The organism is Pelomonas sp. Root1237 (genome assembly GCF_001425055.1).
Taxonomy (GTDB): domain Bacteria; phylum Pseudomonadota; class Gammaproteobacteria; order Burkholderiales; family Burkholderiaceae_C; genus Pelomonas.
In genome coordinates this window covers 301,281-318,127 of sequence record NZ_LMDK01000017.1, presented here as the reverse complement: position 1 = coordinate 318,127, position 16,847 = coordinate 301,281, and the positions used below count along the sequence as shown (strand labels likewise).

General features: G+C 68.4%; 19 protein-coding genes. 7 read left to right on the top strand and 12 right to left on the bottom strand.

Annotated features, from left to right (window positions below):
• Nucleotides 1-17: 17 nt before the first annotated feature.
• Nucleotides 18-731, top strand: coding sequence for a 16S rRNA (uracil(1498)-N(3))-methyltransferase (locus ASC91_RS19410; protein WP_056200496.1), 714 nt, complete (start codon nt 18-20; stop codon nt 729-731).
• On the top strand, nt 728-2,089 hold the full coding sequence (locus tag ASC91_RS19405; protein WP_082532826.1) for an MFS transporter: 1,362 nt from the start codon (nt 728-730) through the stop codon (nt 2,087-2,089). The genes ASC91_RS19410 and ASC91_RS19405 overlap by 4 nt, the downstream gene beginning before the upstream one ends.
• Here ASC91_RS19405 and ASC91_RS19400 read toward each other — a convergent pair.
• Entirely contained in the window at nt 2,071-2,583 is a 513-nt protein-coding gene (locus ASC91_RS19400; protein ID WP_056200492.1) for a hypothetical protein, read from the bottom strand. The two genes, ASC91_RS19405 and ASC91_RS19400, sit on opposite strands and share 19 nt — an antisense overlap.
• The gene (locus tag ASC91_RS19395) at nt 2,570-3,847 is read right to left on the bottom strand and encodes a class I SAM-dependent RNA methyltransferase (RefSeq protein WP_056200489.1); all 1,278 of its coding nucleotides are present in this window, start codon (nt 3,845-3,847) and stop codon (nt 2,570-2,572) included. The genes ASC91_RS19400 and ASC91_RS19395 overlap by 14 nt, the downstream gene beginning before the upstream one ends.
• A gap of 54 nt (nt 3,848-3,901) precedes the next feature.
• On the opposite strand from ASC91_RS19395, the gene ASC91_RS19390 reads away from it, so the two are divergent.
• Entirely contained in the window at nt 3,902-4,765 is an 864-nt protein-coding gene (locus ASC91_RS19390) for an alpha/beta hydrolase (RefSeq protein WP_056200486.1), read from the top strand.
• Nucleotides 4,766-4,798: 33 nt separating this feature from the next.
• Here the strand turns inward: ASC91_RS19390 and ASC91_RS19385 are convergent, their stop codons facing one another.
• Both ASC91_RS19385 and ASC91_RS19380 read right to left on the bottom strand, forming a co-directional pair.
• Nucleotides 4,799-5,731 carry an alpha/beta fold hydrolase gene (locus ASC91_RS19385; RefSeq protein ID WP_056200481.1) on the bottom strand — a complete coding sequence of 311 codons (933 nt, stop codon included), beginning with the start codon at nt 5,729-5,731 and terminating at the stop codon, nt 4,799-4,801.
• Nucleotides 5,732-5,769: 38 nt separating this feature from the next.
• Entirely contained in the window at nt 5,770-6,117 is a 348-nt protein-coding gene (locus ASC91_RS19380; protein WP_056200478.1) for a hypothetical protein, read from the bottom strand.
• Nucleotides 6,118-6,243: 126 nt separating this feature from the next.
• On the opposite strand from ASC91_RS19380, the gene ASC91_RS19375 reads away from it, so the two are divergent.
• The gene (locus ASC91_RS19375) at nt 6,244-7,077 is read left to right on the top strand and encodes an AraC family transcriptional regulator (protein WP_056201295.1); all 834 of its coding nucleotides are present in this window, start codon (nt 6,244-6,246) and stop codon (nt 7,075-7,077) included.
• A 14-nt stretch (nt 7,078-7,091) separates the two neighbouring features.
• On the opposite strand, the gene ASC91_RS19370 is transcribed toward ASC91_RS19375, so the two are convergent.
• The 8 genes from ASC91_RS19370 to ASC91_RS19335 all read right to left on the bottom strand — a co-directional run bounded on the left by ASC91_RS19370 (nt 7,092) and on the right by ASC91_RS19335 (nt 14,633).
• Complete coding sequence (locus ASC91_RS19370) at nt 7,092-8,597, bottom strand: RNA polymerase factor sigma-54 (RefSeq protein ID WP_056200476.1); 1,506 nt, start codon at nt 8,595-8,597, stop codon at nt 7,092-7,094.
• 307 nt (nt 8,598-8,904) lie between these two features.
• Nucleotides 8,905-9,690 carry an LPS export ABC transporter ATP-binding protein gene (gene lptB / locus ASC91_RS19365; protein ID WP_056200473.1) on the bottom strand — a complete coding sequence of 262 codons (786 nt, stop codon included), beginning with the start codon at nt 9,688-9,690 and terminating at the stop codon, nt 8,905-8,907.
• Nucleotides 9,687-10,301, bottom strand: a complete 615-nt coding sequence (lptA, locus tag ASC91_RS19360; protein ID WP_162247822.1) for a lipopolysaccharide transport periplasmic protein LptA — start codon at nt 10,299-10,301, stop codon at nt 9,687-9,689. Before lptA ends, lptB begins: the two co-directional genes overlap by 4 nt.
• Nucleotides 10,302-10,372: 71 nt before the next feature.
• On the bottom strand, nt 10,373-11,032 hold the full coding sequence (locus tag ASC91_RS19355; RefSeq protein ID WP_056200468.1) for a thiol:disulfide interchange protein DsbA/DsbL: 660 nt from the start codon (nt 11,030-11,032) through the stop codon (nt 10,373-10,375).
• 73 nt (nt 11,033-11,105) lie between these two features.
• On the bottom strand, nt 11,106-11,768 hold the full coding sequence (locus ASC91_RS19350) for a thiol:disulfide interchange protein DsbA/DsbL (RefSeq protein WP_082532876.1): 663 nt from the start codon (nt 11,766-11,768) through the stop codon (nt 11,106-11,108).
• A gap of 31 nt (nt 11,769-11,799) precedes the next feature.
• Entirely contained in the window at nt 11,800-12,465 is a 666-nt protein-coding gene (locus tag ASC91_RS19345) for an SPOR domain-containing protein (protein ID WP_056200461.1), read from the bottom strand.
• Nucleotides 12,462-14,180: an arginine--tRNA ligase gene (gene argS, locus ASC91_RS19340; RefSeq protein WP_056200458.1), complete on the bottom strand. Its 1,719-nt coding sequence runs from the start codon at nt 14,178-14,180 to the stop codon at nt 12,462-12,464. The genes ASC91_RS19345 and argS overlap by 4 nt, the downstream gene beginning before the upstream one ends.
• Before the next feature lie 54 nt (nt 14,181-14,234).
• Entirely contained in the window at nt 14,235-14,633 is a 399-nt protein-coding gene (locus ASC91_RS19335; RefSeq protein WP_056200455.1) for a VOC family protein, read from the bottom strand.
• A gap of 40 nt (nt 14,634-14,673) precedes the next feature.
• On the opposite strand from ASC91_RS19335, the gene ASC91_RS19330 reads away from it, so the two are divergent.
• The 3 genes from ASC91_RS19330 to ASC91_RS19320 all read left to right on the top strand — a co-directional run bounded on the left by ASC91_RS19330 (nt 14,674) and on the right by ASC91_RS19320 (nt 16,812).
• Entirely contained in the window at nt 14,674-16,011 is a 1,338-nt protein-coding gene (locus tag ASC91_RS19330; RefSeq protein ID WP_056200452.1) for a serine/threonine-protein kinase, read from the top strand.
• 83 nt (nt 16,012-16,094) lie between these two features.
• Nucleotides 16,095-16,397, top strand: coding sequence for a PsiF family protein (locus ASC91_RS19325; protein ID WP_056200449.1), 303 nt, complete (start codon nt 16,095-16,097; stop codon nt 16,395-16,397).
• A 160-nt stretch (nt 16,398-16,557) separates the two neighbouring features.
• Nucleotides 16,558-16,812, top strand: coding sequence for a YMGG-like glycine zipper-containing protein (locus tag ASC91_RS19320; RefSeq protein ID WP_056201292.1), 255 nt, complete (start codon nt 16,558-16,560; stop codon nt 16,810-16,812).
• The last annotated feature ends 35 nt before the right edge of the window (nt 16,813-16,847 follow it).

Here is a 16,847-nt window from a genome sequence, read left to right as displayed (position 1 = left end):
ACGCCCCGCCATCCGCCTTGCCCCGCTTCTTCGTCGATACCCCGCTTGCCGTGACCGACGGCGACATCGCCCTGCCTCCCGGTGCCGCCCGCCATGTGCAGGTGCTGCGCCTGCAACCCGGTGACGCGTTGACCCTCTTCGACGGCAGCGGCCCTGAATGGCAGGCCGAAGTGACCGCCATGGGCCGCAGCGAGGTACGGGTTCGCCTCCTCACGGCCGAGCGGCCGCAGCGCGAGCTGGCCCGTGCGGTGACGCTGGCCGTCGTCATGCCGGCCAATGACCGCATGGACTTCCTGGTCGAGAAAGCCACCGAGCTCGGCGCCGCGGCCATTCAGCCGCTGATGAGCGAGCGTTCGGTGCTGCGCCTGAATGGCGAGCGGGCCGACAAGAAACGCGCCCACTGGCAGGGCGTGGCCGTTGCGGCCGCCGAGCAGAGCGGGCGCACGGTGCCGACTCGCATCGAGCCCGTGCAGACGCTGGCCACCTGGCTCGCGGCTCTGCCGGATCGCGACGACGAATGGCGAGGCTTGCTGAGCCCGCGCGCAGCCGAGCCGGTCGCGGCCTTCCCGCAGAAGCGGGCCCTTTTCCTCAGCGGCCCCGAGGGCGGCTTGAGCGACGCCGAAGAGGACGCCGCTCGCGCCCGTGGCTTTGCGGCCGTCACGCTGGGCCCGCGCGTGTTGCGCGCGGACACCGCCCCGCTGGCGGTGCTGTCCTGGCTCGCCTTGACGTGAACAGGAAACTGGCGCTGCTGGTCCTCGCCCAGGGCCTCTTCCTCACCAACAACATCTGCTTCATGGCCATCAACGGCCTCGTGGGGCTGGCGCTGGCGCCGCGGCCATGGATGGCGACGCTGCCGATCTGCGCCTATGTGACCGGCGGCGCGTTGATGGCGCGCATGGTGGGGCGCCACCAGCTGCGCTTCGGGCGCCGACGCGGTTTCCAGATCGGCCTGCTCGTCGCCCTCGCCAGCTGCGCGATGTCGCTGTGGAGCGTGCTGCACCAGAGCTTCTGGGGCGTCGTCATTGCGACGCTGATCGCTGGCTACTACACGGCCAACGCGGCGCTCTACCGCTTTGCGGCGACCGAACTCGTCGCACCGGCCAAGCGCGAGGCCGCGATCTCCTGGGTGTTGGGCGGTGGCTGCCTGGGCGCCATCCTCGGGCCCTGGCTGGCCACTGCGAGCAAGGATCTGCTGGTGGCGCCCTTTGCCGGCGCCTACCTGCTGTTGATGGGCGTTGCGCTGGCGGGGCTGGTGCTGATCTCGCTGATCGAATTCCCCGCGCTCGTCCAGCCCGCGCCCGGTGCCGGCGGCCGCAGCAGCGCCGAGTTGCTGCGCCAGCCGGTCTTCATGGTGGCGCTGGCCGCGAGTGCGCTCGGTTACGGCGTCATGAACCTGCTGATGGCCGCCACGCCCATCGCCATGGGCCAGTGCGGCCTGCCCTTCGCTGACGCCGGCATGGTGCTGCAATGGCATGTGCTGGGCATGTTCGTGCCGAGCTTCTTCACCGGCCCCCTGATCAAGCGCGTGGGGGTGCTGCCCGTCATGTCGGTGGGCGTGCTGCTCAACCTGGGCTGCGTTGCCTTCGCGCTGTCGGGCCAGGACCGCGACCACTTCCTCGGCGCATTGCTGCTGCTCGGCATCGGCTGGAACTTCCTCTACATCGGCGGCACGACACTGTTCACCCAGGCCTACCGCCCCGAGGAGAAGACGCGCGCGCAGGGGCTGCTGGATACCGGCGTCTACGCGACGATGACGCTGACCTCGTTCTCTTCCGGCGCCCTCGTCACGACGGGCGGCTGGCAGTGGATGAACTGGGCCAGCCTGGTGCCGATCGCGTTATGCGCCGCGGCGCTTGCCGGCCTTGCGCTGGGCCTGCCATGGGCCAGAGGCCCATGGCCTTCCGTAGGCACAAGCAGTCCGCAGGGACTGCTTGTGTCCGACTCCAGTTCACCGAGCCGGCCCGACTGGCGATGTGCTTGCGGCTCAATGCCGCGAGCATCGCCGTCCCCTCGGGGGACCGACCAGGTTTGCGCGCGCTCAGCGCCGCAAGACTGGGCGAGGGGGCAATGTCAGCGGCGGTCGTGCTGAAGGTATTCGGCCGCCATCTGCTGGCCGACGAGATCGGGCTTGAGGCGCACCAGCGCTGCCAAGGCGAGGTCGCGCTGGGTCACGAACAGCGGCGCGCCAATGCGCAGGCCGTTGATGACGCCGCCGTCGCCCAGCGTAGGCAGCAGCGGGTAGACGCGCAAGCGCAGCACCAGCGTGTCGTTCTGATCCACAAAGAGGGCGGTTTCGATCAGCGTGTTGCAGTGAAGGTTGTCGGCCTGTTCGAGCAGCGCGACACCGGCGGCCGCGGGATCGGCCTGCACGGCGGACGCCGTCATCGGGATGACGCGCCGACCCTCGACGTCCAGGGTATTGGTGACGGCGGCGTTGAAGCGCTGGTTCAGATCATCCCAGTCCGGCCCGTCCTTCAACGGCGGGTTGCGCCCCTGGCCGAACACCAGGGTGCAGGGCTCGGCCTGGGCGGCGGCCGCAGCCAGCGCCAGCGCCACGGCAGCGATCAGCTCACGCGGGCGCATCGCCTTCGGTGACCTTGCGCGCCGAGCCCTTGACCAGGTCGAAGCGGAACAGCCGGCATTCGATGGGGCCGTTCCACATCGGCACGCGGCGAGACTCCTTGAGCCGCATCTTGCTCGGCAGCTTCATGTCGGGGCTCAGCATCCAGGCCGTCCAGCCGGCGGGGTTCTCGGTGTACTGGCGCTTCCAATGCGCGGCCAGGCGCGGGAAGAAATCGTCGCCGGCATCGCGCTCCTCGCTGCCGCCGGCGTCACGCGTCATCGCCGCCTTGCCGCGCACCTCGATGCGCTCGCCGTAGGGCGGGTTCATCATGATGCTGCCGGCCATGCCTTCGGGCAGCTGGGGCGCGGGCCGCTCCAGCGCGTCGCCGCCGTTGAACTGGATGTACTGGGCCACACCGGCGCGCTCGGCATTGCGGCGCGCGAAGTCGACCATGCGGAAGGCCACGTCGCTGGCGTAGATGGGCACGGCGGGGGCATGGACACGGGCACGGGCGGCCTGGGCCATCTCGCCCCAGGCGGCCTTCAGCGCGGGCGTGGAGAACGGGATCTGGCGTTCGAAAGCAAAGCGGCGCAGCAGGCCGGGGGCTGAATCACAGGCGATCAGCGCGGCCTCGATGGGGATGGTGCCGGAGCCGCAGCAGGGGTCGTGCAGGGCGCTCTCACCGCGCCAGCCGGCAGCGGCCAGCATCGCGGCGGCGAGGGTCTCCTTCAGCGGTGCATCGCCCTTGTCGACACGCCAGCCGCGCTTGAACAGCGGCTCGCCCGAGGTGTCGACATAGATCGCCGCGCGTTCGGGGCCGACGTGCAGCAGCACCGGCAGGTCGGGCGAGTGCGTGTCCACGCTGGGTCGCTCGCCGGTGTGCTCGCGCAGCTGGTCGCAGATCGCGTCCTTGATGCGCAGCGTCGTGAAATTCAGGCTCTTCAGCGGCGAGCGCTGCGCGATGGTGTCGACGCGGATCGTTTCGCGCGGCGTGATCCAGTCGCGCCAGTCGACGCGGCGCGCCAGCGCATAGAGATCTTCCTCGTGGCGGTAGGGGCCCTCGATCAGCTCGATCAGCACGCGCTGGGCGAGCCGGCTCTCCAGGTTGATGCGCATCGCGTCTTCGAGGCTGCCGACCAGGCCGCAGCCGCCGCGCAGCGGCTCCACCTTGCTGCGCACACCGGGCGGCAGGAAGCGCTTGAGCTCCTCCTCCAGCAGCGGCTCGACGCCGCCGGCACAGGACACGAACAGGGAAAGTTTGTTGGGCAGGCTCACGGGGTGCATTGTCGCCGCCCTCTAAACTGACAACGTTGCCATCATCCGTGTGTGCCGCCTGCCATGAAGCGAATCGTCCTGACCCTCGCCTTCCTGTTCACCGCGTTTCAGGCAAGCGCCCAGGCGCCTGCCTATCCGCCGCACACCGTCGGCAACACGCAACTGCGCGCCCTGCCCAAGAACGCGGATGGCCGCACCTACCAGCTGCACATCCACCTGCCTGGGTCGTTTGCGAAGGACCCGAAGCGCCGTTATCCGGTGCTCTACGTGACCGACGGCTACTGGGACTTCGCCACCGTCGTCGCCTCGTACAACAACCTGAACTACGACAAGGTCGTGCCGGAGTTCATCACGGTGGGCCTGGGCTATGCCGGCGACAACCTCGACTACGGCGAGCTGCGCGGCTGGGAGCTGTCGCCCGTGCGCATGAACCCGCTGTCTTCCAGCACCGGCAATGCCGACAAGTTCATCGCGGCACTGGAAAAGGACATCTTCCCGCTGATGGAGCGCGACTACCGCGCCGACCCGGCCCAGCGCTACCTGGCGGGCAGCTCGCTCGGCGGCCTGTTCACGCTGCACGCGATGTATGCCAAGCCCGATCTCTTCAAGGGCTATATCGCCGCCAGCCCGGCCGTCGTCATGGGCAACGACTGGATCATCGGCCAGGCCAAGGCCTATGCCGCGACGGGCAAGGCCATCAAGGCGCGGCTCTACGTGACCGGCGCGGAGTACGAGTGGCCCGGCTTCCTGGCAGGCATCAAGCGCTACCAGGCGCTGCTGCCGGAGCTGAAGCACCCGGGCCTGGTGTTCCAGAACCGCACCATCGACGGCGAGCGTCATGCCGGCACCAAGGCCGAGAGCTACACGCGCGGCATGCGCTTTGTGTTCGAGCCGCTGGCGCCGGAGACCGGGCCGTCCAAAGACTAGGACGAGCCGGGCACTGCCCGGCTCCCCTGAGGCTTATTGGCGGATGAAGTCCAGCAGGTCCTGGTTGAGGCGGTCCTTGTGCGTGTCGGTGATGCCGTGCGGGCCGTCGGCGTACTCGATGAGGCGGGCGCCCTTGACCAGCTTGGCCGTGGCGCGGCCGGTGGTCTCGATGGGCACGATCTGGTCGTCGGCACCGTGGATGACAAGCGTCGGGATGTCGAACTTCTTCAGGTCGGCGCGGAAGTCGGAATGGAAGAAGGCCTCGATGCTGTCGTAGGTGGCCTTGGCTCCGGCCTGCATGCCCTGCACGTAGAAGCTGTCGACCAGGCCGGCCGAAGGCTTGGCACCGGGGCGGTTGAAGCCGAAGAAGGGGCCGCCGGCGATGTCCTTGTAGAGCTGGGCGCGGTTGTCGAGCGAGGCCTTGCGCAGGCTGTCGAATACAGCGGTGGGCACGCCTTCGGGGTGGGTCGGGCTCTGGCCCATGATGGGCGTGACGGCGCTCACCAGCACGGCCTTGGCGACGCGTGCAGTGCCATGGCGGCCGATGTAGCGGGCCACTTCGCCGCCGCCGGTGGAGAAGCCCACCAGCGTGGCGCGCTTGACGTCCAGCGCGCGCAGCACGGCGTCGAGGTCGTCGGCGTACTGGTCCATGTTGTTGCCCGCCCAGGGCTGGCCCGAGCGACCATGGCCGCGGCGGTCATGGGCGATGACGCGGTAGCCCTTGTCGGCCAGGAACTGCATCTGCGACTCCCAGCTGTCCGCGTTCAGCGGCCAGCCATGGCTGAAGACGACGACCGGGCCGGTCTTCGGGCCCCAGTCCTTGACGTAGAGGGGCGTGCCGTCGTTGGCGGCCACGTAGGGGCTGGCGATGGCCGCCTTGGTCGGGGCGGCCAGGGCCTGGGTCTGGACGGCGAATCCACCGATGGCGATGGTGGCGGCGAGAGCGAGGCGGGTGAAGGCGTTCATGGGGGGCTTTCGAAAGTGATGGGGTTGGGGCGTGGCGATCAGGCGGGGCGGTGGGCTTCGCCGCGGCGCGCGGCGTACTCGGCCACCAGGGCGGCGTAGCGGTCGCCCTGGCGCAGGGTGGCGTAGCGTTGGCGTGCGGCCAGCAGGGCGGGCGTGTCCTGGCCGGTCTCAGCTGCGGCGCGCTCGGCAGCGGCGAGGCCCGACTCCTGGTAGACCTTCAGGTCGGCCAGTACCTCGGCCCGCGAGACGGTGGACGCCACGCTGACGTTGGTGCCCGACTCAGGGTCCGTCACATAGGACTGCGCGTCGGCTGCGGTGCCGACAAGGGCGGCGCTGGCAAACAGCAGCTGGAAAACGGCGCGGTTGAAGCTGGGTTGGCGGGTCATGGCGGGCTCCTGGAAGTCGGTGTCTTGGGGTGGGGTTTGTTTGTCTTGCGACAGAACGAACTTTGCCGATGAAGCTCGTACTTGAAATACCATTTGGTACGTCTTAGTTTGCAATTCGTACTGACCATGGCCGACCGACTTGCCGCCCTCTTCACGCACTTCGCCGTGCGGGCCGAGACCTTCCAGACCGGCCCGCTGTGCGGCGTCAACAGCCTGGAGCCCCAGGCCGGGCGCGGCCAGCTGCACCTGATCCGCGAGGGCGGCGTCGAGGTGCACCACGGCGCGCCGGAGCTGCTGCGCATCGACAAGCCCAGCCTGCTGCTCTACCCGCGCCCGCTGGCGCATCGCTTCGTCACGGACCCGAGTTGCGGCGCCCAGTTCGTCTGTGCCCACATGGCCTTCGAAGGCGGCGCCAGCCACCCCATCGCCGCGGCGCTGCCGCCCTGGGTCTGCCTGCCGCTGGCGGCGGTGCCGAGCTGCGCGCCGGTGCTGGGCCAGCTGTTCGCCGAGGCCGAAGCCACTCACTGCGGCCGCCAGCTGATGCTGAACCGGCTGTTCGAGGTGCTGATGATCTGGGTGCTGCGCGAGCTGATGTCGCAGGGCCAGGTGGAGTCGGGCATGCTGGCCGGCCTGTCACACCCACGGCTGCGCGGGGCACTGGTGGCCCTGCATGACTCACCCCAGCTCGAGTGGCCGCTGGAGGAGCTGGCGGCGCAGGCCGGCATGTCGCGCACCGTATTCGCCAACACCTTCCGCGACGTCGTCGGCTGCACGCCGGGCGTCTACCTGCAGCGCTGGCGCATCGGCCTGGCGCAGAAGGGGCTGCGCGAAGGGCGGGCTCTCAAGCACATCGCGGCGGACGTGGGCTACGGCGGCGAGGCGGCGCTGTCACGCGCCTTCCGGGCGCACACGGGGCAGTCGCCGAGGGAGTGGCGCAAGGGCGCGTTGCCGCAGGGCTGAAGGCGAAGCGGCGCCTAAAGCGCCTTGCGCAGATTCGCTGGCGCGATCTTCATCGCCTCGCGGTACTTGGCCACCGTGCGCCGCGCGCACTGGATGCCTTGCTCTTCCAGCATGGCCGCGAGCGCGCTGTCGGACAGCGGTTTCTTGATGTCCTCGGCGGCGACGAACTGCTTGATCAGTGCGCGCACCGCGGTGCTGGACGCCTCGCCGCCGGCCTCGGTGCTGAGCCCTGAGCCGAAGAAATACTTCAGCTCGAAAGTGCCCCAGCTGGTGGCCATGTACTTGGCCGTCGTCACGCGCGAGATGGTGGACTCGTGCAGGCCGAGCTCGTCGGCAATCTCGCGCAGCACCAGCGGCTTCATGGCCAGCGCACCATGCGTGAAGAAGCCGCGCTGGCGCTCGACGATGGCCTGGCTGACGCGCAGGATGGTGTCGAAGCGCTGCTGGATGTTCTTGATGAACCAGCGCGCCTCCTGCAATTGGCCGCCGAGCGGCGAGTTGCTGATGCCGCCGCGCGTGGCGCGCAATGCGTTGGCATAGAGGTCGTTGATGCGCAGCTTGGGCGCCACCTCGGGGTTGAGCATGACGCGGAATTCGCGGCCGCTCTTGCGCACGATGACGTCCGGCACGATGGCCGCCGCGGCGCCCTGAGTGAAGCGCCGGCCGGGCTTGGGCTCGAGCTGGGTGATCAGCCCCTGGGCTTCGCGCAGCATGGTTTCGTCGGCACCAGTCTCGGCCATCAGGCGGCGCATGTCGCGGCGGGCCAGCAATTCCAGATGACCCTTGCAGATCAGGATGGCGATGACCTGGGCAGGGCACTTCGGGCAGGCGCGCAGCTGCAGCACCAGGCATTCGGACAGGTCGCGTGCGGCGATGCCCGCGGGCTCCAGGCTCTGCAGCAGGCGCAGCGCGATGCGCAGGCGGTCCAGCAGGTCCTCGCGAGTCTCTTCGTCCTCGATGAGGGCCGCGGCGATCTCCTCGAGCGGGTCTTCGAGGTAGCCGTCCTCGTTCAGCGATTCGATCAGCACCTGCAGGGCGGCGCGGTCCTCCGGCGACAGGTGGTGGCCGGCGAGCTGCTCGGCCAGGTGCTCGGCCAGCGTCAGTTCGGCGAATTCCTGGCTCTCGCGCTCGCCGTCGTCGTCGCCGCTGCCACTGCCGCTGCTGGAGGGCAGCTCGCGGATGCCGTCGAAGTCGTCCTTCTCGGTGCCGTTCTCCCAGTCCTCGCGCTCGGTGCCGCCGAAGTCCTCGCCGCTCAGCTCGGGCGCCTCGGCGGTCTCTGCTTCGGCGCCGGTGTCACTGCTGGTTTCCGCAGCCGACGTTTCGGCCGGCGCATTGCTGGCCAGCTCGGGCGTGCTGACGGTGAATTCCTCTTCGGTCTCCAGCAGCGGGTTGCTGGCCAGCATCTGCTCGACTTCCTGGTGCAGCTCCAGCGTGGACAGTTGCAACAACCGGATGGATTGCTGCAGCTGGGGCGTCAGCGCGAGATGCTGACTGAGCCTGACCTGGAGCGTCTGCTTCATGGCGCGACGTCTTTCGGGCCGAGCGCTGGGCTGCCATGGGCCAGAGGCCCATGGCCTGTCGTAGGCACAAGCAGTCCGCAGGGACTGCTTGTGTCCGACTCCAGTTCACCAAGCCGGCCCGCCATGGCGATGTGCTTGCGGCTCGATGCCGCAAGCATCGCCGCCCCCTCGGGGGCTGAGGCCGGACACATTGCGCCCAGTGGGCGCGATGTGCCTGCCGAAGGGATGCGGCGCAAGCCGCAGCGCGGTCTGCAAGACCGGCTAGGCTGGCCCGCGTTCAGCAGGGCAAGACTGGACGAGGGGCTCATCACATTCTGAAGTTTTCGCCGAGATAGACCTTGCGCACGTCGGCGTTGGCCACGATCTCGTCGGGCGTGCCTTCGGCGAGCACGGCGCCCTCGCTGATGATGTAGGCGCGGTCGCAGATGCCCAGCGTCTCGCGGACGTTGTGGTCCGTGATCAGCACGCCGATTCCGCGCGCCTTCAGGAAGCCGATGATGCGCTGGATCTCCAGCACCGCGATGGGGTCGACGCCGGCGAAGGGCTCGTCCAGCAGGATGAAGCGCGGCTGTGTTGCCAGCGCCCGGGCGATCTCGACGCGACGGCGCTCACCGCCCGACAGCGCCGGCGCCGGGCTGTCGCGCAGGCCTTCGATGGAGAGGTCGTGCAGCAGGCTGTTCAGCAGCTCGTCGATGCGTGCCTTGGACAGGGCCTTGCCGCGTTCGTCCTGCTGCAGCTCCAGCACCGCACGGATGTTCTGCTCGACGGTCAGCTTGCGGAAGATCGACGCTTCCTGCGGCAAGTAGCTCAGGCCCAGACGGGCGCGGGCATGGATGGGCAGGCGCTGCACCTCGGCGCCGTCGATGCGGATGACGCCGGCGTCCGAACGCACCAGCCCGACGATCATGTAGAAGCTGGTCGTCTTGCCCGCGCCATTGGGGCCGAGCAGGCCGACGACCTCGCCGCAGTCCACGCGCACATGGACATTCTTGACGACCTTGCGCACGCCATAGGTCTTGGCCAGCGCCTCGGCCTCAAGGCGGCTTCCGCATTCCGCCGCGGGGCGGCTGGTGACGGGTTCGGCCGTGGTCATGGAGATTTCGGCGGTGTGATCGTCGTGGATGGCTGCAGCGGCAGCCCTGCCGGGGGCGCCGAGGCCGGGGTGTCGGGCTGGGCGCGCGGCATCAGCACCATGCGCACGCGGCCATTCGGGTTGGGCGAGGCGCTGCCGCCTTCCAGCGCGAAGACCTCGGTGCGGCTGTCATAGATGATGACGGCGCCCGTGACTTCCTGGGCCACCGTCGCCCCGTTCATGCGGCGCACATTGGCATTGCCGATGAAGCGCACGGTCTCGGACTTGGTGTCGTATTCGAGCTGATCGGCATGGCCTTCGATGGCTTCGCCGGGCGTGTCGCGCGCCTGGCGGAAGCTGACCGGCTGGCCGGTTGCACCGCTGGCATAGGCCTGGTGGTAGCCGTCCCGGGTCTCGCGCACGTCCACCTTCTCGGCGCGCAGCATCAGCGTGCCCTTGGTGATGATGACGTTGCCGAACAGCTCGGTGCGCTGGTTGACGCTGTCGATCCGGCCTTCCTTGTCGGCCGTGAAAACCATGGGCTTGAGCCGATCGGCTTTCTCCGCCTGGGCGGCGGAGAAGGCGAGCGCCAGAGTGAGCGCAGCGGCGAGCGGGATCAGTTGGCGGGGCATGGCGGCACGGAAGTTGCAGGCCATTCTAGGGGCCGGTTGCCGTCCCCAGCCTTTCCCAGGCGGCAAGTCCGTCAGGAAACCTTGCCAGCGCGTGCCATCTTGACGAGGAAGTCCGCCACGGCCAGCGCTTGTTGGCCCTGGGCCACCTCGCTCTGGCCGGGCGTACCCGCCATGCCAGGGTCGGTGCGCCAGCGTCCGCCGATGACGAGCGTCGGCGTGCTGTCGGCGCCGCTCAGTTCGGCCAGCTTCATGCCTTGCTGCACCTTGGCCTGCACGCCGAAGGAGCCGAAGGCCTGCTTGAACTTGGCCGTGTCCACGCCCAACCGGCCGACCAGGGCGACGACGGCAGCCTCGTCATTGGCTTCGACGCCGCCACGGTGGAAGGCGCTGAAGATGCCGCCGTGCACTGCCGGCGTCAGCGCGCCCATCGCCTCGAGGGCGTAGTACATGCGCTGGTGCAGCTTGAGCACGAGCTGCGCGCCCACCGGCACGCGGCGAAAGCTCACGTCGGCCGGCAGCTGGTGCACCCAGGCCTCCAGCAGCGGGTCAAAGGTATTGCAGTGCGGGCACTTGTAGAAGAAGAACTCGATGACCTCGATCTTGCCGGGCGTGCCCGGCAGGGTCTGGCCCAGGCGCGCGTAGTGCTTGCCCTCGACCGGGCCGCCCTGGGCGAACACGGCTGGCGCGAAGCCGCCTGCGATCAGGATCGCGGTGGCTTCCCGGCGCTTCATGTTGGCACCCTTCGGCCTGCGGCCTGACCGCCTGAGCGGAAGCGAGCTTGCTTGGGGCGGCCCGGCGCGGCGCTCATGCCTTGTTCCTCACGCGCTGGATCAGAAATTCGGTGATCTGCAGCGCTTTCTGGCCGAGCTCCTCCTCGGGCAGGCGCTGGCCGGCGGCGGCCTGGCTGGGCGACGTCAGGAAGCGGCCACCGACGCCGATGCTGGGCACGCCGTCGATGTGATAGGCCTCGGACAGCTTCTCCGCCTGGGCGCATTTAGTGACGACGCCGAAGGAGTTGTAGGCGTCCTGGTACTTGGCCGGGTCGATGCCCATGGGGGCCAGGAACTTGGCCTGGCTCTTGGCGTCGTCCAGGGCCAGGCCCTGCTGGTGAATGGCATTGAAGATGGCCGGGCGCGCGGCCGCTTCCTTGCCCATGGACTCCAGCGCAAAGAACATGCGCTGGTGGATCTTGACGTTGGCGCGGAAGGCCACGTGCACCTTGCGGAAGGCCACGTCGGCCGGCAACTGCTTGGCCCAGGCCTCGATGGCCGGCTCGAAGACTTTGCAGTGCGGGCAGCCATACCAGAAGAACTCGATCACCTCGATCTTGCCCGGCGTCGTGGGCAGTGGCGGGTTCAGCACCAGGTACTGGCGGCCTTCAATGGGGCCGCCCTGGGCGAGGGCGTTGCCGGCAGCACCAGCGAGGGGCGCGGAGGCGAGCAGGGCGGAGAAATCGCGGCGCTTCATGGCGGCAGTCATCCTTCAGGCTGTGGTTGGGTCAGCGTTGTACACGAACGAGATTGGCCTCGAAGCCAGCCCCTTCAATCTTGCGCTGCAAGTCTTCGGCGGCCTCGCGCGTGTCCGAGGGGCCTAGGCGCACGCGGAAGACGGTGCGGCCGTTCTGCTCGCGCTCCATGACCTTGGCGGTGAAGCCCTGGATGGCCAGCTTGGCCTTCTGGGACTCGGCCTCTTCGGGGCGGGTGAAAGCGCCGGCTTGCACGAAGTAGACATAGGCGTCGGCACCGGCGGCAGCTGTCGCGGTGGGCGCGGAGGCGGGTGCTTCGGCCTTGGCGGCTGGCTTGGCAGGCGGGGGCAGGGCTGCCGTGGCGGCGGCGCTGGCCGTCGCGGCGGCCGCACTGGCGTTCGTGCTGGGCGGCGGCGGCGGCGCAGTCGCCACCGGCGCGTTGACGACACCGCTGGCGCTGCGGGCGGCCTTGCCGGCCAGCGGCGCGTTCGGATCCCAGTTGCGGTTGCGCTCGGTTTCGGCGGCGTCCTGCTCGGCCGTGCGCTGGGGCACCTTGTTCACGAAGGGGATGGGCACCTTGGTGATGTACAGGGCCACGCCCAGCGCAACGGCCAGGCCCACCAGCAGGCCGACGATCAGCCCGAGGACGAAGCCGCCTTTCTGGTTCTTTTGGCCGGCGGGTTTCGAGACAGCAGTCATTCGTTCTCCGTGAGGGATTCGGCAGATTCAGGAATATCGCGGTTCATCTGCTCGGGCGCGCTGACGCCCAGCATGCCCAGTGCATTGGCCAGCACCTGGCGCGTCGCGGCCAGCAGCGCGACGCGGGCGCGGCTCAGCTCGGGTGCCTGGTCCAGCACCCGTTCGGCGCCGTAGTAGGAGTGGTACGCACCCGCCAGATCGCGGGCATAGAAGGCCACGTCATGCGGCGCGATGCCGGCGGCGGCACCCGCGAGCATGTCGGGATAGGCGGCGAGCTTGAGCATCAGCGCCTCCTCGGTCGGCGCGGTCAGCAGGCTCATGTCGGCGTCGGCGATGGTGGACACGTCGCCGCCCCATTTGCGGATCACCGAGCAGATGCGCGCATGGGCGTACTGCACGTAGAACACCGGGTTCTCGTCGTTGGCCTTCAGTGCCAGGTCGATGTCGAAGACGAACTCGGTGTCGGCCTTGCGGCTGATCAGGAAGAAGCGCACCGCGTCGCGGCTGGTCCAGTCGATCAGGTCGCGCAGCGTCACATAGCTGCCGGCGCGCTTGGAGATCTTGACCTCCTCGCCGCCCTTCATGACCGTGACCATCTTGTGCAGCACGTAGTCCGGGAAGCCCTGCGGGATGCCCATGTCGACCGCCTGCAGGCCGCCGCGCACGCGGGCGATGGTGCCGTGGTGGTCGGTGCCCTGGATGTTGATGCACTGCGTGTAGCCGCGCTCGAACTTGTTGATGTGGTACGCGATGTCCGGCACGAAATAGGTGAAGCCACCCTCGGACTTGCGCATCACGCGGTCCTTGTCGTCACCGTAGTCGGTCGAGCGGAACCACAGCGCGCCGCCTTCTTCATACGTCTTGCCATTGGCGACGATGCGCTCGACCGTCTTCTCCAACTGGCCGCCGGCGTAGACGCTGGTCTCCAGGAAATAGCTGTCGAACTTCAGGCCGAAAGCCTGCAGGTCCAGGTCCTGCTCGTGGCGCAGGTAGGCGACGGCGAACTGGCGGATGCTGTCCAGGTCGTTCACGTCGCCCGAGGCGGTGAACTCGCGGTCGTCGGCCTTGACCGTTTCCTTGGCGAGGAAGGCGTCGGCGATGTCCTGGATGTAGTCGCCGTTGTAGGCCGCCTCGGGCCATTCGGCGTCACCGGGCTTGAAGCCCTTCAGGCGCATCTGCGTGGAGTTGGCCAGCGTGGCGATCTGCACGCCGGCGTCGTTGTAATAGAACTCGCGGGTCACGTCGTGGCCCTGGCTCTGGAACACCGAGCACAGCGAATCACCCAGCGCCGCCTGACGGGCATGGCCCACGTGCAGCGGGCCGGTCGGGTTGGCCGACACGAACTCGATCATGACGTGCTTGGCCGTGGGCGCGCGGTGACCGAACTTCGCTCCGGCGGCCAGCACTTCGCCGACGACAGCCTGCTTGGCTTCGGGCTTGAGGCGGATGTTGATGAAGCCCGGGCCGGCAATCTCCAGCGCCTGCACCCAGGTCTGGAAGGCCGGTTTGGCTTCGAGCGCGGCGATCAGTCGGGTGGCCAGCTCGCGCGGGTTGGCCTTGAGCGGCTTGGCCAGCTGCATGGCGGCGGTGCAGGCGAAGTCGCCATGGGCGGCCTGCTTGGGGGATTCGAAGGCCACGGCGGCGTTCGATCCGGGGGCAATTTCCTGGAGGGAGTCGGCGAGTGCGGCGAGCAGCGCCTGCTTGGCTTGGATCATGGGCGGGATTCTAGGAGGCAGCCCCTGAACGCATGAGCCGCCGGCGGCGCCGACTCAGCCGGCCGTCGACTCGTGACAGGCGACGCAGAGTTTGTTGCCGTCCGGGTCGCGGAAATAGGCGCCGTAGTAGTTCGCGTGGTACTGGGGCCTCAGCCCCGGGGCGCCCTCGCAGCGGCCGCCGTGGGCCAGGGCCAGCGCATGGGCCTGGTCCACCTGCGCGCGATCGGCAGCCAGCAGCGCCACCATCTGGCCATTGCCGGGCACGTGCTCCTCGCCGTCGAAAGGTTTGCCGAGCAGAAACAATGGCCGTGGCCCGGGGCTGCTTTGCCATCCGGCCCAAGGTTTTTCGGGTTCGCAGAAGCGCTCGGCCACGCCCAGCAGTGCCATCAACGGACGGTAGAACGCCAAGGCGCGCTCGAAGTCACGAGTACCGAGAAATACGTGGGAGAACAAGGGCCGGCACCTCCAGGAGCGGCCCGTATCATGCCTCGCGATGACCGCCTCTGCTGACGATCTGCCCGCCCATATCGGCCGCTACCAGGTGCTCAAGCGCCTGGGCGAGGGGGCAACCAGTGATGTCTTCCTGGCCCGCGATCCCTTCCAGGACAAGGAGGTGGCCATCAAGCGCATGCGCGCCTGGGCGCCGCCGCCCAATGCACCGGCCAGCGATTTCAGCAACCGCTTCTTCAGCGCCGAGGCGGCCCTGGCCGGGCGGCTGCACCACCCCAATGTCGTGGCCATCGTCGACGCCGTGTCCGAGGAGGCCGCGCCTTATCTCGTCATGGAGTACGTGCCCGGTGTCACGCTGAAGCACTTCTGCCGCAGCGACCGCCTGCTGCCGCTGGACCAGATCGTCGAGCTGGGTTTCAAGTGCGCGATGGCCCTGAGCTATGTCTACCGCCAGGGCGTCATCCACCGCGACGTCAAGCCGGCCAATCTGCTGGCCGTGCTGGACCAAGGCGGCCAGGTCGTCGACGTCAAGGTCAGCGATTTCGGCTCGGCGCTGAACCTGCTGGCCGATTCCACCCAGATCCACCGCGTCGGCTCGCTCGCCTACATGCCGCCCGAGCAGATCGAGGGCGGCGATGTCGACTGCCGTGCCGACATCTACGCCCTGGGCGCCGTGCTCTACCACCTGATCAGCGGCCGCCCGCCCTTCGATGCGCCGCACCAGATGGCGCTGATGCACCAGATCTACCACCAGCCGCCGCTGCCGCTGATGGGCCAGCGCCAGGGCGTCACCGAGGGGCTGGATGCCGTCGTGCTGTGCGCGCTGGCCAAGAACCCGCATGAGCGCTTCGCCGACTGGGAGAGCTTTGCGCAGGCCTTGTCGGCGCTGGTGGCCAGCCAGCAGGTGCCGCTGAACCGCCTCGGCGAGGTGCGTGACTCCGAACGTTTCAACCTGTTGCGCTCGCTGGAGTTCTTTGCCGACTTTGGCGACGTGCAGCTGTGGGAGGTGGTGAGGCGCGCGCGCTGGAAGCGCTACCCCGTTGGCCATGCCCTATTCAGGCGCGGCCAGGAGGGCAACAGCTTTCACATCATTGCCCAGGGCGAGGTCCAGGTCTTCCGCGACGGCCGGCTGGTGGCCTCGCTGGGCCAGGGCACCTCGGTGGGCGAGATGGCCTATCTGGCGCCCAACCCCGACCTGCGCCGGCACAGCGCCGACATCCGTGTCAGCCAGGAGTGCACGACGATCTGCTTCACGCCCGAGTCCGTCGGCCAGCTGAGCCCCGAATGCCAGCACCGCTTCGACCGCGGTTTCATCCGCGTGCTGGTGCGCCGCCTTCACGCGGCCCACGAGGCTCTGCACCATCCGCGAAGAATTCTGTGACGCCGATGAAACACGGCTTGGCAGTGTCATGGGCGCATGCTTGAATTGACTCGCCTATCCACCTCCCGAAGAAGGAGTTCCCGATGAAACGAATTGCCATCCTGCTCGCCTGTGCCGCCGTTGCCTTTGGGGCCCAGGCCACGCCGCAGCAGGACAAGATGAAGGCCTGCAATGCCGAGGCCAAGACCGGCGGCAAGAAGGGTGACGAGCGCAAGGCCTTCATGAAGGAATGCCTGTCCGGTGGCGCCGCTGCAGCATCTGCGCCCGCAGCTGCTCCTTCCAGCGCCGCCTGCGACAAGTCTGCCGCCGACAAGAAGCTGCATGGCGCCGCAGCCAAGAGCCACATCAAGAAGTGCATGGCCGACGCCGCCTCGGCGCCCAAGTGACTGGCTGACAAGCCCTGTAGGACGAGAGCCACCTTCGGGTGGCTCTTTGCTTTGTACGCTAGGACAAGTCCCACGCCTCATCGGCCCCTGGGCTGGTTCCGGCGCCGGCGGCTGGCGACGAAAGTTGACTCACCTGATCACCTCCCTCAAGGAGCAGACCATGAACAGCTTTGCAACGTTTTCCAGCCCGAATGGCGCCTATTGGCGCGTGACGGTCCTGTCCCTCGCCGCAGCCGCGACGCTGGCCCTGACGGCCTGTGCGGGCATGTCGTCCCGTGAGACCAGCACCATCGTCGGCGCCACGGCTGGCGCTGTCGTCGGCGGCGCGGTGACCGGCACAACCACCGGTGCCGCCATCGGCGCTGCGGCCGGCGGCGTCGTCGGCAATGAAGTGTCGAAGAAGAGAAACCGCTGAGGAATGAAGAAGGCCGGCGCAAGGCCGGCCTTTCC

What these genes read in the sequence shown, in the direction of transcription:
- ASC91_RS19350 (WP_082532876.1), bottom strand. Translation starts at nt 11,768, where the DNA reads ATGAAGCGCCGCGATTTCTCCGCCCTGCTCGCCTCCGCGCCCCTCGCT.
- ASC91_RS19320 (WP_056201292.1), top strand. Translation starts at nt 16,558, where the DNA reads ATGAACAGCTTTGCAACGTTTTCCAGCCCGAATGGCGCCTATTGGCGC.
- ASC91_RS19385 (WP_056200481.1), bottom strand. Translation starts at nt 5,731, where the DNA reads ATGAACGCCTTCACCCGCCTCGCTCTCGCCGCCACCATCGCCATCGGT.
- argS (WP_056200458.1), bottom strand. Translation starts at nt 14,180, where the DNA reads ATGATCCAAGCCAAGCAGGCGCTGCTCGCCGCACTCGCCGACTCCCTC.
- ASC91_RS19395 (WP_056200489.1), bottom strand. Translation starts at nt 3,847, where the DNA reads ATGCACCCCGTGAGCCTGCCCAACAAACTTTCCCTGTTCGTGTCCTGT.
- ASC91_RS19380 (WP_056200478.1), bottom strand. Translation starts at nt 6,117, where the DNA reads ATGACCCGCCAACCCAGCTTCAACCGCGCCGTTTTCCAGCTGCTGTTT.
- ASC91_RS19370 (WP_056200476.1), bottom strand. Translation starts at nt 8,597, where the DNA reads ATGAAGCAGACGCTCCAGGTCAGGCTCAGTCAGCATCTCGCGCTGACG.
- ASC91_RS19325 (WP_056200449.1), top strand. Translation starts at nt 16,095, where the DNA reads ATGAAACGAATTGCCATCCTGCTCGCCTGTGCCGCCGTTGCCTTTGGG.
- lptA (WP_162247822.1), bottom strand. Translation starts at nt 10,301, where the DNA reads ATGCCCCGCCAACTGATCCCGCTCGCCGCTGCGCTCACTCTGGCGCTC.
- ASC91_RS19330 (WP_056200452.1), top strand. Translation starts at nt 14,674, where the DNA reads ATGACCGCCTCTGCTGACGATCTGCCCGCCCATATCGGCCGCTACCAG.
- ASC91_RS19375 (WP_056201295.1), top strand. Translation starts at nt 6,244, where the DNA reads ATGGCCGACCGACTTGCCGCCCTCTTCACGCACTTCGCCGTGCGGGCC.
- lptB (WP_056200473.1), bottom strand. Translation starts at nt 9,690, where the DNA reads ATGACCACGGCCGAACCCGTCACCAGCCGCCCCGCGGCGGAATGCGGA.
- ASC91_RS19345 (WP_056200461.1), bottom strand. Translation starts at nt 12,465, where the DNA reads ATGACTGCTGTCTCGAAACCCGCCGGCCAAAAGAACCAGAAAGGCGGC.
- ASC91_RS19355 (WP_056200468.1), bottom strand. Translation starts at nt 11,032, where the DNA reads ATGAAGCGCCGGGAAGCCACCGCGATCCTGATCGCAGGCGGCTTCGCG.
- ASC91_RS19400 (WP_056200492.1), bottom strand. Translation starts at nt 2,583, where the DNA reads ATGCGCCCGCGTGAGCTGATCGCTGCCGTGGCGCTGGCGCTGGCTGCG.
- ASC91_RS19390 (WP_056200486.1), top strand. Translation starts at nt 3,902, where the DNA reads ATGAAGCGAATCGTCCTGACCCTCGCCTTCCTGTTCACCGCGTTTCAG.